Below are 16363 nucleotides of genomic sequence, written 5' to 3'. Positions count from 1 at the left end.
GACAAATCAGAAAGGCGCGTCGCCCTGGATGGTGGTGCGATACAACTTGCGGCGCAGATGGCTAGGGCACCCGGCGGCGAGGTGGATCAGTGAACGGTTGTCCCAGAACACCAGGTCGTGGGGCTGCCATTGATGGCGGTAGAGGTTGTGCGGCAGCACGCTGTGGGCGTAGAGCTCGTCGAGCAGTTGCTTGCTCTCGTCGTCCGGCAAGCCAACGATGCGAGTGGTGAAACCCTCGCTGACGAACAACGCCTTGCGGCCGTTTTCCGGGTGCGTGCGCACGATCGGGTGGACGACTTCGGCGACCTGAGCCAGTTGCTCCGGCGTCAGGGTCGGACGCCAGTTGCCTTCGAATTTGGTCTCGCTGTAGCGCGCCGTGTAGGAGTGCGCCGCCGAGCGACCTTCGACCGCTTTGCGCAGCGCTTCGGGCAGGTTGTCCCAGGCTTTGTGCATGTCGGCGAAGAGCGTGTCGCCCCCTTCGGACGGCAGCTCTTGGGCGTGCAGCATCGAGCCAAGGCTGGGCAGTTCTTTATAGGAAAGGTCGGAGTGCCAGAACTTGCCGGCGTCACCGAGGCCGATGGATTGGCCGTTTTCGATGATGTTGGAAACGATGAGGATTTCCGGGTGCCCGGCCAGCAGGAACTGCTTGAGCACATGAATCTGCAACACGCCGAAACGGCGGCTGAAGTCGATTTGCTGTTCGGGGGTAATGCGCTGGTCGCGGAACACCACGACATGGTGATCAAGGTGCGCGCGGTGGATGCGGGCGAAGTCCCGATCATTGACCGGGCGGGACAGATCGAGCCCGATGATTTCGGCACCGACGGCGCCGCTGAACGGGCGGATCTCGAAGGTTTGTGGCGCGATGCTTTGAATTGCAGAGACGACAGACATAAATCACTCCCACGCACGGCACGCTCAAGGGCGCGCGCGTCGATCAGAAACTCACGGGGTCCCGTGTTGGTTCGTGTCGTGCGGCGCGCCGATTGGTCGGCAAGTACGCAGGAGATTGACTTTATAGATATAAGAACGCGAATTTAAATACCGTTAGCGAATAACCATATGGCGTATTTCACCTATGCTGCTGACAGGATGACACGGCTCAACGCGGGAGGGACTCTCTATGTTCTACGTGCAACGCAATGCAGATGGCCAACTGATGCGCGTGGAAGCCGAGGCCTATGCCGAGTCCACCGAACGCCTGCCCGCCGATCACCCGGACCTTCGGGCCTGGTTCGCCAGCGAAGTCATGGCCATCAGCCAAAAGCAACAGCAGCAAATCAAACAACTCAAGCAGTTGAAGCAGAGCGACCTGGACATGATCCGGGTACTGGACGACCTGATTCAGGTGCTGACTGATAAGGGCGTGATGCGCGCCACCGATCTGCCGGCCGCTGCACAGGCCAAACTCATGGGCCGGTCCCAGGCCCGGGAGGAGTTGGGTGGGTTGAGTCGTTTGGTGGGTGAGGATGATGAGATGGGGTTGATCTAGCCTTCACTACTTTCGTTGTCTGTACCGACGCCTTCGCGAGCAAGCCCGCTCCCACAGGTTTTGTGGTTGATCACACATTTTGTTCTCAACACCGACACCTTGTGGGAGCGGGCTTGCTCGCGAAGGCGGTATGACTGAAGGCTCATTTCTAAAGGCTTCACTGCCAAGGCTTCGGCTCCCCCACCAACTGCCCCTGCACCCCATAAACCCCCATCTCGCGAATCACCGACAACTCCCCTTCGGTCTCGACCCGCTCGGCAATCAACGGCAGATCAATGCTGTGCGCCGCCCGCTGAATCGCCTCGATAAACAAACGCTTGTCGCTCTCCTGATCAATCGCGCGGATGTACACGCCATCGATCTTCAGATACGCCAACCCAAGCCGCGCCAGGTTGCCGATCATGCTGAAGCGTCCACCAAAATGTTGCAGGCTCAACGAGAAGCCGATTTCACGCAGACGCCGCGTCAGCTCTTCCAGCTTCGCTTGCTCCGGCAGTTGTTCCTCGCCGATTTCCAGGGTCAGTCGCGAGCCGAGGTTGGAGTGCGCGCGCAAAATATCCAAGACTTTGCCTAGCGCCTGCGGATGGGTCAGCGTCGCCGAAGACAGGTTCAGCGCCAGCGACGCTTCATGATCAGCCATTTGCTCAAGGACCCGCTCCAGCATCAGGTGATCCAGCCGCGCAGCCCAGCCGAAACGTTCGAGCCACGGCAGGAATCGACCGGCAGGAATCACCTGGCCCTGCTCGTCGATCAAGCGCGAAAGCACTTTGTAATGCAGCACCAGTGTCGTGTCCTGGCTGGCCACGACCGGCTGGAAATACAGCTCGAACCGCCGCTGATTCAGCGCCTCATCGAGCAAGCTGTGCCAGGCATGATGATCATCGCCAACGTTCGCCGACGCCGTGTGATCCAGGCAAACCCACCTCGAATCGCCCTGGCCTTCGGCCTGCGCCAGCGCCTGATCCGACATCCCGAGCACCGCTTGCGGTGAGTCGCCATACATAAACGGCGCCAGCCCGATGTACGCCACAGCGGCCACATCGGTGGCGCCGGTCGCATGCAGGCTCGCCAGGGCACTGTCGAGGTTTTGCGCCAGTTGCAGCGCTTCGGCGCGCACCAGCCCCGGCGCCAGCACGGCGAATTCGCCGCCGCGGATCCGCGTGACGAGGTTCAGCGTTTCGGGGTATTTGGCGCACTCCCGGGACAGTTGCTCGCCGACCGCGATCAGCAAATCATCGGTGTGTTGACCGCCCAGACGCTGATTCAATCCAGCGAGATCCCTGACCCGCAGCAACAACAGATAACCTGAATTCGCCTGTTCCGGATTGCTCACCCGCGCATTCAGTTGCATCTCGAAATAGCGCCGGTTGGCCAATCCGGTCAGCGTGTCCTGATAGGACTCGTCGCGCAATTTCTCACTGCGCTCGGCCTGTTCCTGAAACAACGCCTTGAGCTTTTCGACCATCTGATTCATGGCCTGCACCACGCGGCGCAATTCAGGCGTGCGCGGCAGGTCAGGCAGGCTGAGGAATTCCCGGCGGGCGATGGCGTGGGATTGCTGAACCATATAGTCCAACGGTTTCAATTGCCGGCGCAGCAGCAACGCGCCCAGTCCCGCACTCACCGCGCCACAGAGCAGCAGCCAGCCGAGGCTGCCCAAGGCACTCTGCCAAAGTTTGGCCAACGCGAACATCGGGTGACTGACCACTTCGACCCGTGCCGCCTGCTCCCAGCCACGGCTGACAATCGCATCGCCGCCCGCCGACTCCAGGCCGATCAGTTTGACGAACCAGTCCGGCACGTTGTTCAGCGCGGGCATGGCGCTGCGCTCGACCAGGGTTTTGTCGTTCGACAGATCGACGACGCGGATGCTCGCGTAATAGCCGCTGTCGAAAATCGAGCTGACCAGCAACTCGACCATCGCCGGGTCGTCGATGTTCGGCGTCAACGACAGCGCCAGCGCCGTCGCGGCATCCTGCGCGTGGGAGCGCAACTGGTTGACGTACTGGGTGCGCGAGCTCTCGAGGCTGACCATGAAGCTGCCGGTGAAGGCGACCACCAGGAACAGACAGATTGCGATCAACAGCTGTTTGAACAAAGACATCTGAGCGCGTGCTCCTAGTTAATCGTCTCGACCGGAAAACCTTCCGCCTGCATTTTCTTCAACACATCCTGCCAACGGGACAAGCGTTTGGTGTCACCCACTTTTTTGTTGCCCTTGGCACCGGGCAACCACAGCCCTTCGGCATTGAAAGCGTAGACCGGCAGCAGATCGGTTCGTTGGCTGGCGGGTTTGATCGCATCGATCAGGCTGTCGAGCACCAGCGGCATGGCATCCGGGCTGGCGTAGTAAGTCAGCACCATGTGCGCGCGGTTCAGGCTCACGGCCTTGACGTAGGTAATGCGTAGCTTGTCGCTGGATACGCCGAGGTGGCGCAGGCTGAAATACTTGGCGATGGCGTAGTCTTCGCAGTCACCGGCGCCCTTCCACAAGGCTTCGATCGGGGTTTCCCAATAGTCGACCTCGTGCCACAGGTCGATGTCCTCTTCGTAGCGCATCTGTTTATTGAAGAACAGGTTGACCACGTTGAGCTGCTCCCGCTCGCTGATCTGCTTCTGCGTGGCCAGCAAATGCTGCCAGGCATCAATGCGCTGCTGCCCTGCGCCCAATGCCCCGTACAATGCCTGCGCCCGGCGGCTGATCAGGGAAAAATCCCAGTCGGCATGCAGACCGCCCGGCATGACGCCGGCCAGCAGCAACGCGCAGCACAGCCAGCGAAAAGTCCGAGGGATCGCGAAACGTACCGCCAATGCGAGGCATCCAGTAGGCAGGTGGATTCGATTGATGGTGAAGGGTAGCCGGTTAAAAGACAATGGCACGGTGAGATCACCGGGAGCACGCTAAACTGTGGGGTGTGAGCTGTTTTTCAAGCGTGTTTGACAACCTGTCAGGCAGTCACTAGTGTCCTCTTGGATCCAAATTTCTTTCAATCATTCAGGGTGCGTAGTAGTGCCACAGAAGCCCAACCCTCTCAGCAGTATCAAGGTCAACGGCCCGATTCCCGCTCATCTGGCCCGCTCGGTCATCGAAGAAACCCTGCGCGCCGCCATTCTCGACGGCCGTATTCCTTGCGGCACAGCCCTTCGTCAGCAAGACCTGGCCGACCTGTTCGGGGTCAGCCGCATGCCGGTCCGTGAAGCCTTGCGCCAGCTCGAAGCGCAAGCGTTGCTTAATGTGATCGCTCACAAAGGTGCGGTGGTCGCGCCATTGGTTCAGGGCGATGCCGCCGAAACGTACGAGTTGAGGATCCTGCTGGAGTCCGAAGCTCTGCGTCTGTCGGTTCCTTTGCTCACCACCGAGGATTTTGAGCAGGCGGCCCGCTACATCGACGAGCTGGAAACGGAGCACGACTACACCGAAATTGGCCGGCTCAACCGCCTGTTTCACATGGCGATGTACTGCAAGGCACCCAATCGTCGGCTCTTGAGACTGGTCGAAGACGGGTTGAACGAAGAAGAACGTTTCCTGCGCTTCAACCTGGAAGCCATGGGCCTGGGCAAACTGTCACAGGAAGATCACCGGGCGCTGTTGCGCGCAGTGGAAGACCGCGACATCGAGCGCTCGGTGAAGCTGCTCGAACAACACCTCAATCGGGGTGTGGAGGTCATCACGCGCTACCTCAACAGCCCCGAAGCACAAAGCAGAAAAACCTCGAAATAAATCATATCGGCAACCGCAGCGAGCAGATCAACCTGCTCGCCTGCGCCTGCGTGTCCGCTATCCAAAGCCAGACAATTGCATCGACCGTATGACGCGTCGGAGATAGCGGCTGCCTTGATTTACGCTCACTCTTGGCCTGCCAACAAATAATAAACGGGTGACGTACCGCATGAGCGGCGCAGTCCCCGCATCAAGAACCTACGGAAGGAGTCTTGCCACGGGAAAGGAAGCATCGGCGTCCCGGCCAACTTCCACCCTTCAGATCACACGAACGATCACCCTTTGAAAGTTGCTTCGAGTGAGGCATTCACTCTTTATTTCGATTTCGGCTTATATAAGCCGGAAGGAGCAACTACGCCCAAATAAAACTTTAGTCAAAAGTCTTATTGGAACGTGTCGCGCCCGTAAAAGTTGAACTTGAAAATAGTATAGAAATAACTTGCCCAGCACTTTGCTCGTGTATTAGTTTTTCTCCGCCGTCACTGGACACTGGCGGCAAGGCCTCAACCACACGACTTACATGCAAGTAATACCGATCAATTCTTTTGAGGTACTTGCTCGCCCTCAGAATACTTTAAGCAACCGTTACTTATTAATCTCACCTCATTCCAGACAACTTATAGGCTCGCCATGAAATCGACTATAGACCGTCTTAATCAGAAAAAAGAAGAACTTAGTGCGCACCCGATTTTTTCTGAAATACATTCGCTTTCGGTACTCCAACGCTTCATGGAATCCCATGTTTTTGCGGTGTGGGATTTCATGTCCCTGACCAAGCGCCTGCAACAGGAGCTGACCTGCGTTCAGTTGCCCTGGCTGCCGCCGAGAGATCCGCAGGCTGCCCGACTGATCAACGAGATCGTGTTGGGTGAAGAGTCCGATGATCGTCCGGCCCACGGTCACTACAGTCATTTCGAGTTGTACCTGGATGCGATGCGCGAAGTGGGCGCCAGTACAGTCGCCGTTGAACGCTTCGTGGCCCTGCAACAAGAAGGCGTGAGTTATGACGTGGCGTTGCAAAGTGTGGACGTCGACCCGGCCGCCGCGCAATTCGTGCGCCACACCCTGCACACCGCGCTGCATGCACCCGGCCACAGCGTAGCGGCGGCGTTTCTGCACGGGCGCGAGAGCGTTATTCCGCAGATGTTCCAGCGCATTCTCGACGATTGGGGCATCGGGATCGAACAGGCGCCGACCTTCCGTTACTACCTGGAGCGGCACATCGAAGTCGATTCCGAAGACCACGGCCCGGCAGCGGAAAAACTCCTCGCGAAGCTGGTCGGTGGCGATCCGCAACGGGAAGAAGACGTCTACGCCAGCGCCCTGGCGGCCGTGGAAAGCCGCATCGCCCTGTGGGACGGCCTGCGCCTGAGCATGAGCGAACCGGTGGCGGAGGTGAACGCATGAACGCCGCCGACTACCAATCCTTCGCCGACGCCTGGGAAAGCCGCGCAACCATTCGCACCCGCCCGCGCCGCGTGCTGGAGAACGACGAGAAGCTGATCTACCCGCTCAGTCGTCAACCGCTGGTGTTGAGCGAAACCTTTCTGCGCGAATGCCCGGAGCAACGGGATTTCGCTCTGGTGCAGACGCTCTACAAATTCATCAACGACGTGGTGATTTTCGAAACCGAGATCGTCGACAAAACCGCGCGCAGCATCGCCAAGAACCGCTTTGCCGTGGCCTTCCCGTTCGCCTGTCGTTATGACGCCATGACCGTGGTGGTGGACGAGGATTACCACGCGCTGGTGGCGATGGACTTCATGCAGCAAACCATCGCCATGACGGGAATTACGCCGATCGAGCTGCCGGATGAAATCGAGCTTAGCCGGGCGATTCCGGCCGCCGTGGCGCTGGCACCGGAGCATTTGCGCAGCGCTGTGGAATTGATCTGCGTGGCCATCGCGGAGAACACCGTGACCGGCGACGTGGCGGCGTTCGCCAAGGACGACACGGTCAAGCAATCGATCAAGGGCTTGATGGCCGATCACTTGCTCGATGAGGGCCGTCACTCCGGGTTCTGGGCGCGGTTGGTGCGCATCTACTGGCACACCGCAAGCGAAGACGACCGTCAGTGCATCGCGCAGATTTTGCCGGTGTTCATCGGCCATTACCTGACCAACGACATCCAGAAATCCTTCGACTTCCGCCTGATCGAGTCCTTGCAGATCAGCGATGCCGCGCGCCGCGCACTCAAGAGCGAAGTGTCGGGGCTGGCCTTCCCGATCAACCGCCATCACCCGCTGGTCGCCAACATCGTGCGGTTTTTCCACAGCAGTTCACTGCTCGATTCGCCGTGCGTTCAAGCAGCCTTGAGCGACTACCTGGTTTAACGAGGAGCACATCATGAGACGTCTCGACATTCTGCTCATTGGGCAGAGCCTGGCCCTGACCGACCTGGCGCTGGAGCTTGAACAACACGGTCATTCACTGGTGCGGCTGACGGCCCTCGACCAGCCGCCGTCGGGCAACACTGATTTGCTGATTGATGATGCCAGTCTGCCGTTTCAACCGTTGGGCGATGCACCGCGACTGACGCTGCGCCTGGGTGTCGGTGTTCCGGGTGATTCCGGTTTGCCGTCGCTGGACCTGCTGTGTCTGTACGGTTCGACGCTGCTCACGCGCGTGCCGATTGCCGATGAACCTTCGGGCAACGGCCAGGCGCTGCGTCTGCGAGCGGTGGCGGAACTGGTGGACCACGTGGCGCTGCTGGTCAGTCGTTTCTCGCGTGACGCGGACTACTTTCTGCTCGCCGAAGTGGCGACTCCCGTCCATGTCGAAAAAGTGGAAAGTCTGCTGCTTCTTGAAAAACTGGCGTTCGTCCATCGGCTCAACGCCACGGCTGAACCCCGGTTGCTGCAACTCGCTCAGGTGCCGATGATCGAGCGCCTTGAGCAGCGCTTCATTCAGTCCGCCGAAAGACCGGCGCTGCACATTGCCGGCACCTCCCTCAACTATCGCCAATTGCACGCTCACAGCCGCGCCATTCAGCAGCGATTGCAACCATTGCTCGAACAGCACGACGGGCCGTTGGTGGTCGGAATCTGCCTGCCGAAATGCAGCGCGTTGTACGCGGGAATTCTGGCGATTCTCGGCAGCGGCGCGGTGTACCTGCCGCTGGAACCGAGCCACCCATTGCAGCGTCAGCAATACATTCTGGCGAATGCCGGCGCCTTGTTGTTGCTGCATGACGGGCAGCATCCGCTTGCGAGCGAAATGCTCAGCCTGGACATCAGCGTGATCGACATCGAGGACGTGGATCTCGACCAGCCGTTGATGCGCCAGCGCCCCGATCTCGACGCGCCGTGCATGGCGCTCTACACCTCGGGCACCACCGGTCATCCCAAAGGCGTGTTGCTCAGCCAGGCCAACCTCGCGCATTTCACCGCGTGGTATGCCGACTATGTGCAACTGACTGAACAGAGCCGCGTATTGCAGTTTTCGTCATTGAGTTTCGACTCGTCGCTGATCGATATTTTCCCGACCCTGCTACAAGGCGCCGAGCTGATCGTGCCCAGCGACGATCAACGCCGTGACCCGCTGCAACTGGTGGAACTGATCCGGCACCAACAGTTGAGCCACGCGTTTTTGCCGCCCGCCTTGCTGAGCATTCTGCCGCTGGATCAGTTGCAGGTGCTGGACCACGTGATGACCGGTGGCGATGTCTGCGAACCCTATGTCATCGAGCAACTCACCCGCCAGGGCAATCTCTACAACCTCTATGGCCCGACCGAAGCCACGGTGCTGATCACCGCGCGACAACTGCGCGCCGGCGACAGCAATCGCACACTCGGCGCACCGATCGCCAACAGTCAGGTGCTGATTCTCGACGAGGACTTTCAACCGGTGGCCGAACAGACCGTCGGCGAGTTGTACATCGTCGGGCCGGGCGTTTGCCTGGGATATCTGAACAACCCGCTACAGACCACTGAACGCTATCTGAACCTAAGCCTGCCGAACGGTGAGGGCCTGCGCGCCTATCGCACCGGCGATATGGCGAAGTGGACCGGCGCAGGCATCGAGCTCTGCGGACGCCGGGACAATCAGGTAAAGATTCGCGGCTTTCGGGTCGAACCGGAAGAGATTGAACGCTGCCTGCGCGACAGTCAGCTGTACCGTCAGGTGGCGGTGGTGATCGACAGCCAACGACGGATTCTCGCATTCCTCGCCCAGCCTCAGGAGGATCAACCCGGCGCCGCGCGCGAAGCGCTGAAGGCGCACGCCACCCGGTTTCTGCCGGATTACATGCAGCCCACCGCCTGGACCGAGCTGACGAGCATGCCGTTCGCCAGCAACGGCAAGGTTGACCGCAAAGCGCTGCTGGAGCTACCCGTCAGCATGACCGAAAACGCGTCACGGCGTTTACCTGCCAGCGCCGATGAAGCGTTGCTGCTGGAGATCTGGGCCGAGTTGCTGGAGCTGCCAGCCAGCGATATTTCCACCGATGAAAGCTTCTTCAATCTGGGCGGCCACTCGATCCTGCTGTCGCGCATGCTGTTGCGTCTGCGAGAAGAATTCGGGCGCAGCATCTCGATCAATCGCTTCATCGAACTGCCGACCATCGCGAAACTGGCGACGCTGGTGCGCGGCTCCGGCACTGAAGAAGTGCTGAGCCAGCAGGCCATGGCGGATGCGTTCCGCGAGCTGGAGGTGCAACCGTTGCCGGTCAGCCGCATAGGTGATGTGCACAAGGTGATCGTCACTGGTGCCAACAGTTTTGTCGGCGTGCACATCGTCGAGGCGTTGCTGGCCTGGGGCGCCAGCGAAGTGGCTTGTCTGGTGCGCGATGGTGGCGGGCAATCGGCGGTAGAACGCTTCGCTCACGCGTTGCGGGAAAACCGTCTGGAGCATCTGGATCTGAGTCGGGTGCGGGTTTACCCCGCCGACATCACACGCCCCTCGCTGGGGCTCGACGTCGATGTTTACGAGCGCCTGGATCGCGAGTACGGCGCGCTGGTGCACAACGCCGCCAACGTCAATCACGTGCTCGATTACGAGTCGCTGGCGCGGGACAACGTCGAGCCGATTTTCGAGTGTCTGCGACTGTGCGAAGGGCGCAGTAAAAAGATCTTCAATTTCGTTTCGACATTGTCAGCGTCGAGCACGATTTCCGACGACGGCCGGGTGCTTGAACTGCCCGCCGCGCAGACACCGCCGATCTACATCAAGAACGGCTACAACCTGTCGAAGTGGGTCGGCGAACGCATTCTGGAACGAGCGCGGGAGCGTGGGGTTCGGGTCAATGTGTATCGCCCCGGCAACATCAGTTTCAACAGCCTCACCGGTGTCTGCCAACCGCACAAGAATCGTTTGATGCTGATGCTCAAGGGCTCGATTCAGCTCGGTCAGGTGCCGGAGTTCGCGCTGAATTTCGACCTGATGCCGGTGGATTTTCTCGCCCGTTTCATCGCGTTCCACGCCAGTCGTTATTCAGCGGAAAAAGCGGTGTTCAACCTGCACAACCCCGAGCCGCTGAGTTGGGACGATTACGTCGCGTCCTTCCGTGAGGCGGGTCGGGAATTCTCCATGGTCAGCGTCGCCGACTGGCAGCAGCAACTGGGCCGGGTCGACAGCGACAACGCGCTGTTCGGCGTGCTCGGTTTCTACCTGAACGGCTTCGAGGAAGACATCGGCGACATCTCGATGATCGGCCACGACAACGCCGAGGCCGGCGTGCGCCAGATGGGCGCGCACTACCCGGAAAAATCCCCGGCGCTGCTGCGTCGCGGCTGCGACTACCTCAAAGAAATCAACTTCATCTGATTCACTCAAGCGGAGCAAAACCATGAAAACCCTGCAACCCGATACCCTGATCAAAAACCCTCAAGGCTGCCACGTCGCGGCTTCGGTGGACGTACCGGCGGAAGCCGCAAAAGTGTGGGCGGTGGTCGGCAACTTTGCCGGCTTCGATCAATTCATCCCGGCGTTGTCGCACATCGAGATGACTGGCGAAGGCGTGTCTTCGTTGCGCAAGAAATTCTTCAAGGACGGCAACCTGGTGGTTGAGCAGCTGAACTCGCGGGATGACGAGGCGCGGAGCATGACCTGGACCACGATCTACAACACGCTGGGCGTGGCTAACTTGTGGGCGGCTATGACGGTTGAAGCACTGGGTGAAGGCAAGTCTCGAGCGACCTGGACCATCATCGCCGAGCCGGCTCAGGGCAGCGCCGAGGCGCTGCCGGGGTTCAAGGATTTCGTGCAGGGGTTTGCCGATGATGCGATGAATAATGTGCTGAAGCTGTTTGCGTAGGGCACACTTTTTTCGGTGATGCGCAAGTCCTCTTCGCGGGCAAGCCTCGCTCCTACAAGGTATCTAAAAACCTGTAGGAGCGAGGCTTGCCCGCGAAGAACGATAACGCGGTAGATCAGACCTGAATCAAATCTTGAAGCTATCAACCAACTGCTTCAACCGATTCGCCTGCAACGACAATGCATCACAATCCTTCAACGTTTCATTGAGGTTGACCACGCTCTGCTGGTTCAGCAGGTTGATCTGGTTAACGTCGACGTTGAGGGTTTCCACCACCGCGGTCTGCTCTTCGGTCGCCGCGGCCACCGACTGGTTCATGCCGTCAATTTCGCCAATGCGCCGGGTCACGCTGACCAGGCGCAAGCCCGCCTGGTTCGCCACTTCGACGCTCTCTTCGCTGGAGGCCTGACTGGCGTTCATGGTGGTCACCGCTTCGCGCGAGCCGATCTGTAGCGAAGTGATCATCTTGTGAATCTCCTCCGCCGACTCCTGCGTGCGATGGGCCAGGTTGCGCACCTCGTCCGCCACCACCGCAAAACCGCGCCCGGCTTCACCGGCGCGGGCCGCTTCAATGGCCGCGTTGAGAGCGAGCAAGTTGGTCTGCTGGGAAAGGCCTTTGATCACATCGAGAATGTGCCCGATGTTGTCGGTGCTCGCGTTGAGGGTTTCGATTTGCGTGCAGGACAGGCTGATTTTCTGCGACAGTTCGGTCATGGCCAGAATGGTTTTTTCCACCACCTGACGACCGTCATCCGCCTGCTCGCTCGCGCCGCTGGCGTGCTGCGAGGCATCGGCGGCGTTACGGGCGATTTCCTGAGTCGCAGCGCCCAATTGGTTGATCGCCGCCGCCACACTGTTGGTGCGCGCACTTTGCTCGTCAGAGCCGACGATCGAGGCGTTGGACGATGCCATCACCCGTTGCGACAGGTCATGGACCTGGCGAGTGGCCGACGACACCTCGGAAATCGACGCGTGAATCCGCTCCACGAACTGGTTGAAAGAGCCGCCCAGTTCGCCGAATTCGTCTTTGCTTTCCACGGCCAGACGACGGGTCAGGTCACCCTCGCCTTGGGCGATGTCCTGCATCGCTCGACCCATGGTGGTCAGCGGACGCATCAGCACGTTGATCAACAGGCTCAGCAACACCGCAATGGCGGCCACGGCGATAAACATCGCGATCAGCGCCGAGGTGCGGAACTGGCTCAACGGCGCGTAGGCCTTTGCCTTGTCGATCGACAGACCGATGTACCACGCCGCATTCGGCAAGCCGTTGACCGGGGTGAACGAGAGGATGCGCTCCTGGTTGTTCAGAGTGACTTCCTGATTACCCCTCTCGATGCGCAGGCCTGCGTTGGGGTAGATGTCCTTCAGGTTTTTCATGACCTGGTCTTTGTCCGGGCTAACGATCACCTGGCCGTCGGCACTGACCAGAAACGCATGACCGATGCCGCCGAAATCCACCGAGTTGATGATCTTCACCAAAGTTTCCAGGCTCAAATCACCGCCGACCACGCCGAGCAATTCGCCGTTCTTTTTTACCGGCATGGCGATGGTCACGACCAACCCACCAACGGCGGCCATGTAAGGCGGTGTCAGCATGGTTTTGTCAGCGGTAACCGCTTGCTTGTACCAGGGACGCTGACGCGGATCGTAGCCGTCCGGCATCTTCGCGTCCGGGCGCTGGGTGAACACGCCATTGGTCTGGCCGACGTACGTGAACTGGAAGTTGGAGGTGTGAAGGCCGGCTGATCAACCAGACCCGGCAGATCGGCACTGGCGCCTTGATGAGCGACGTTCTGCGCAAGGTTTTCCAGCACCAGCACGCGGCCGCTCATCCAGTTCTGTACGCTGCTGGCGGTCAGGTCGCCAGCCTGTTGAACAGAGGATTCGAGGTTTTGCCGAATGGTATTTCGCTGCAGATAGTCGTTGTACAAAGTGAACAACGCAAAAGCCAGCACTACGACGCCGGAGGCGGCCAACAGGATTTTATGGCTGAACTTGAGATTCATTTCATGGGACTTCTTATGCAGAAAGTGGGGATGCGGGTTGCAACATTCCATGTACAGTTCGAGCGGCATTCTGTTACCGCTCTACTTTGGTGTACGCATGACTCACCAGTCTGTCGGCACACACGGGATAAATCTTAGGGGTAAGTATGAAAGGGTCGGCATTTCCGTCAGATACCCGCCGAACGGCGTGCTAGCGCGGTGAGTAGCATTCTTGTGATGACGGTTGTTCAAAAATTCCCTAACCCACACCTGGAACTCAAGGCCCCTCACGCGTTTCTACGAACGATTGCTCACGGCCTGTTGATCGATCATGGGTGCCGCGAAGAAATCCAGCGCGCGTACCGGGAAACCATCGCCCATTTGCCGGAGGCCAAAACGCCGAGCATTGAAGCCCGGGCGCTGGTGCATGAGTTGAACTGAATACAGCGAGCGCGGTGGATCTGGACTACCCCGCGCACCAGCGACGCCGGCACGATCAGCTACCAGTTCTAAATACCCGGCCTACAAAAAAGCCAGCCCTTGATTTCCAGGGGCTGGCTTTTTTGTTTCTCCGAGGCGGGCTATCGGGCTTTTAGCGAGCCCGAAACGACAAAACCCCTGTCTGCGTTAGCAGACAGGGGTTTCGGAATTCAATCTTGACGATGACCTACTCTCACATGGGGAAACCCCACACTACCATCGGCGATGCATCGTTTCACTGCTGAGTTCGGGATGGGATCAGGTGGTTCCAATGCTCTATGGTCGTCAAGAAATTCTGTGACCAGCCCGTTACGCGGTAACGTGCCAGCAAAATTGGTGACTTCTACTAAAACAAAACCCCTACCTGCATACGCAGATAGGGGTTTCGGAATTTAATCTTGACGATGACCTACTCTCACATGGGGAAACCCCACACTACCATCGGCGATGCATCGTTTCACTGCTGAGTTCGGGATGGGATCAGGTGGTTCCAATGCTCTATGGTCGTCAAGAAATTCGGGTACCGAACCGTCTTTCGACGCTTCAGCAAATTGGGTATGCAATAGATTTGTGTGTTGCTCTCGAACTTTCGGTTCATTGCGTCTTCACACACCGCAATCTGATGCTCTCTCGAGTAGTCAAATTGCTTGGGTGTTATATGGTCAAGCCTCACGGGCAATTAGTATTGGTTAGCTCAACGCCTCACAGCGCTTACACACCCAACCTATCAACGTCGTAGTCTTCGACGGCCCTTCAGGGGACTCAAGGTCCCAGTGAGATCTCATCTTGAGGCTAGTTTCCCGCTTAGATGCTTTCAGCGGTTATCTATTCCGAACATAGCTACCCGGCAATGCCACTGGCGTGACAACCGGAACACCAGAGGTTCGTCCACTCCGGTCCTCTCGTACTAGGAGCAGCCCCTCTCAAATCTCAAACGTCCACGGCAGATAGGGACCGAACTGTCTCACGACGTTCTAAACCCAGCTCGCGTACCACTTTAAATGGCGAACAGCCATACCCTTGGGACCGGCTTCAGCCCCAGGATGTGATGAGCCGACATCGAGGTGCCAAACACCGCCGTCGATATGAACTCTTGGGCGGTATCAGCCTGTTATCCCCGGAGTACCTTTTATCCGTTGAGCGATGGCCCTTCCATACAGAACCACCGGATCACTAAGACCTACTTTCGTACCTGCTCGACGTGTCTGTCTCGCAGTCAAGCGCGCTTTTGCCTTTATACTCTACGACCGATTTCCGACCGGTCTGAGCGCACCTTCGTACTCCTCCGTTACTCTTTAGGAGGAGACCGCCCCAGTCAAACTACCCACCATACACTGTCCTCGATCCGGATAACGGACCTGAGTTAGAACCTCAAAGTTGCCAGGGTGGTATTTCAAGGTTGGCTCCACGCGAACTGGCGTCCACGCTTCAAAGCCTCCCACCTATCCTACACAAGCAAATTCAAAGTCCAGTGCAAAGCTATAGTAAAGGTTCACGGGGTCTTTCCGTCTAGCCGCGGATACACTGCATCTTCACAGCGATTTCAATTTCACTGAGTCTCGGGTGGAGACAGCGCCGCCATCGTTACGCCATTCGTGCAGGTCGGAACTTACCCGACAAGGAATTTCGCTACCTTAGGACCGTTATAGTTACGGCCGCCGTTTACCGGGGCTTCGATCAAGAGCTTCGCGTTAGCTAACCCCATCAATTAACCTTCCGGCACCGGGCAGGCGTCACACCCTATACGTCCACTTTCGTGTTTGCAGAGTGCTGTGTTTTTAATAAACAGTCGCAGCGGCCTGGTATCTTCGACCGGCATGGGCTTACGGAGCAAGTCCTTCACCCTCACCGGCGCACCTTCTCCCGAAGTTACGGTGCCATTTTGCCTAGTTCCTTCACCCGAGTTCTCTCAAGCGCCTTGGTATTCTCTACCCAACCACCTGTGTCGGTTTGGGGTACGGTTCCTGGTTACCTGAAGCTTAGAAGCTTTTCTTGGAAGCATGGCATCAACCACTTCGTGTTCTAAAAGAACACTCGTCATCAGCTCTCGGCCTTGGAATCCCGGATTTACCTAAGATTCCAGCCTACCACCTTAAACTTGGACAACCAACGCCAAGCTGGCCTAGCCTTCTCCGTCCCTCCATCGCAATAACCAGAAGTACAGGAATATTAACCTGTTTTCCATCGACTACGCTTTTCAGCCTCGCCTTAGGGACCGACTAACCCTGCGTCGATTAACGTTGCGCAGGAAACCTTGGTCTTTCGGCGTGGGTGTTTTTCACACCCATTGTCGTTACTCATGTCAGCATTCGCACTTCTGATACCTCCAGCAAGCTTCTCAACTCACCTTCACAGGCTTACAGAACGCTCCTCTACCGCATCACCTAAGTGATACCCGTAGCTTCGGTGTATGGTTTGAGCCCCGTTAC

Annotated in this window: 9 protein-coding genes, 3 rRNA genes and 2 pseudogenes (1 of these 14 running past the window's edge); 7 read left to right on the top strand and 7 right to left on the bottom strand. The window is 58.4% G+C overall.

Going from position 1 to position 16363, the window contains the following annotated elements; translation table 11 throughout:
- Positions 1-6: 6 nt before the first annotated feature.
- Positions 7-894 carry a TauD/TfdA dioxygenase family protein gene (locus ACA073_RS00785; protein WP_497400883.1) on the bottom strand — a complete coding sequence of 296 codons (888 nt, stop codon included), beginning with the start codon at positions 892-894 and terminating at the stop codon, positions 7-9.
- 229 nt (positions 895-1123) lie between these two features.
- Here ACA073_RS00785 and ACA073_RS00780 point away from each other — a divergent pair, with 229 nt between their 5' ends.
- A complete protein-coding gene (locus tag ACA073_RS00780; RefSeq protein WP_497400881.1) occupies positions 1124-1492 on the top strand; it encodes a tryptophan synthase subunit beta in 369 nt (122 codons plus the stop codon).
- A 157-nt stretch (positions 1493-1649) separates the two neighbouring features.
- Here ACA073_RS00780 and lapD read toward each other — a convergent pair whose 3' ends face one another.
- The gene (gene lapD / locus ACA073_RS00775; RefSeq protein WP_497400879.1) at positions 1650-3596 is read right to left on the bottom strand and encodes a cyclic di-GMP receptor LapD; all 1947 of its coding nucleotides are present in this window, start codon (positions 3594-3596) and stop codon (positions 1650-1652) included.
- A 14-nt stretch (positions 3597-3610) separates the two neighbouring features.
- A complete protein-coding gene (lapG, locus tag ACA073_RS00770) occupies positions 3611-4303 on the bottom strand; it encodes a cysteine protease LapG (protein WP_497400877.1) in 693 nt (230 codons plus the stop codon).
- A 199-nt stretch (positions 4304-4502) separates the two neighbouring features.
- Between lapG and ACA073_RS00765 the strand changes: the two genes are divergently transcribed.
- The 5 genes from ACA073_RS00765 to ACA073_RS00745 all read left to right on the top strand — a co-directional run bounded on the left by ACA073_RS00765 (position 4503) and on the right by ACA073_RS00745 (position 11466).
- On the top strand, positions 4503-5213 hold the full coding sequence (locus ACA073_RS00765; protein ID WP_497400875.1) for a GntR family transcriptional regulator: 711 nt from the start codon (positions 4503-4505) through the stop codon (positions 5211-5213).
- Positions 5214-5843: 630 nt separating this feature from the next.
- Positions 5844-6620, top strand: coding sequence for a DUF3050 domain-containing protein (locus tag ACA073_RS00760; RefSeq protein ID WP_497400874.1), 777 nt, complete (start codon positions 5844-5846; stop codon positions 6618-6620).
- Positions 6617-7546, top strand: coding sequence for a diiron oxygenase (locus ACA073_RS00755; RefSeq protein ID WP_497400873.1), 930 nt, complete (start codon positions 6617-6619; stop codon positions 7544-7546). Before ACA073_RS00760 ends, ACA073_RS00755 begins: the two co-directional genes overlap by 4 nt.
- Before the next feature lie 13 nt (positions 7547-7559).
- On the top strand, positions 7560-10976 hold the full coding sequence (locus tag ACA073_RS00750) for an amino acid adenylation domain-containing protein (RefSeq protein WP_497400871.1): 3417 nt from the start codon (positions 7560-7562) through the stop codon (positions 10974-10976).
- Between the two features lie 22 nt (positions 10977-10998).
- On the top strand, positions 10999-11466 hold the full coding sequence (locus ACA073_RS00745; RefSeq protein WP_497400869.1) for an SRPBCC family protein: 468 nt from the start codon (positions 10999-11001) through the stop codon (positions 11464-11466).
- A 126-nt stretch (positions 11467-11592) separates the two neighbouring features.
- Here the strand turns inward: ACA073_RS00745 and ACA073_RS00740 are convergent.
- Positions 11593-13475, bottom strand: a pseudogene (locus ACA073_RS00740) (methyl-accepting chemotaxis protein).
- Positions 13476-13724: 249 nt separating this feature from the next.
- On the opposite strand from ACA073_RS00740, the pseudogene ACA073_RS00735 reads away from it, so the two are divergent.
- Positions 13725-13889, top strand: a pseudogene (locus ACA073_RS00735) (sigma-70 family RNA polymerase sigma factor); the annotation flags it as partial.
- 219 nt (positions 13890-14108) lie between these two features.
- Here the strand turns inward: ACA073_RS00735 and rrf (ACA073_RS00730) are convergent.
- The 3 genes from rrf (ACA073_RS00730) to ACA073_RS00720 form a co-directional block, all read right to left on the bottom strand.
- A 5S ribosomal RNA gene (gene rrf, locus ACA073_RS00730) occupies positions 14109-14224 on the bottom strand.
- Positions 14225-14330: 106 nt separating this feature from the next.
- Positions 14331-14446 (bottom strand): 5S ribosomal RNA (gene rrf / locus ACA073_RS00725).
- Positions 14447-14592: 146 nt separating this feature from the next.
- A 23S ribosomal RNA gene (locus ACA073_RS00720) occupies positions 14593-16363 on the bottom strand (it continues 1121 nt past the right edge of the window).

The sequence above is a fragment of the Pseudomonas sp. LBUM1670 genome (assembly GCF_059695695.1).
The sequence above is the reverse complement of the archived record's forward strand: the minus strand, read 5'-3'. Positions and strand labels throughout refer to the sequence as shown.